The organism is Aphanothece microscopica RSMan92 (genome assembly GCF_046613545.2).
Taxonomy (GTDB): Bacteria; Cyanobacteriota; Cyanobacteriia; order PCC-6307; family Cyanobiaceae; genus NIES-981.
Map to the genome: position 1 here is coordinate 1 of NZ_JBKKKY020000510.1, position 468 is coordinate 468.

The 468-nt window shown below is 60.9% G+C and carries 1 protein-coding gene; it reads right to left on the reverse strand.

Annotated features, from left to right (window positions below; translation table 11 throughout):
- Positions 1-73: 73 nt before the first annotated feature.
- Positions 74-468 (reverse strand): hypothetical protein (locus ACLD7X_RS18795; protein WP_411425200.1); only part of this gene is annotated, 395 nt, incomplete at its 5' end.

Consider the following 468-nt stretch of genomic DNA (forward strand, 5'->3'; position numbering starts at 1 on the left):
CAAACGTGGCGCCCGCCGTCACTGCAATTATCCAGACTCCTATGGCGACGAGTTTCAGCAATGCTTGCTACCCTCAACCCCGAGGCGATCGGTTGCGTGAATATGTTCCATCGGATTCCGCGTCGCGGAGTCCACTGATGATGATGTCACTCATCTCGCCCACAGCACCAATATGCAGCTTGAGCAGCGCGGCATTGGTGCGCAGTGCCGCCGACAATCTCTCCAGCAGGCCCCTGCACGCCTCGGCCGCCTCGCGGGGGTCCTCTGAACGCTGGGCCGCCATGACTTCGCGCAAGATCTGGTTTTCCCGGTCGGTGAATCCGGCGTGGCACAAGACGTCATGTCTACCGAGGGCGGCGTTCTCTTCCTCGATCACGTCGATGAGTTTCAGCAGAGAAGGCCTCAGCACGGTTCCTGGTTCAGTGCGATAGCCCGACGCGTTGCCCGACATGGACGTGCTCCCTCCGA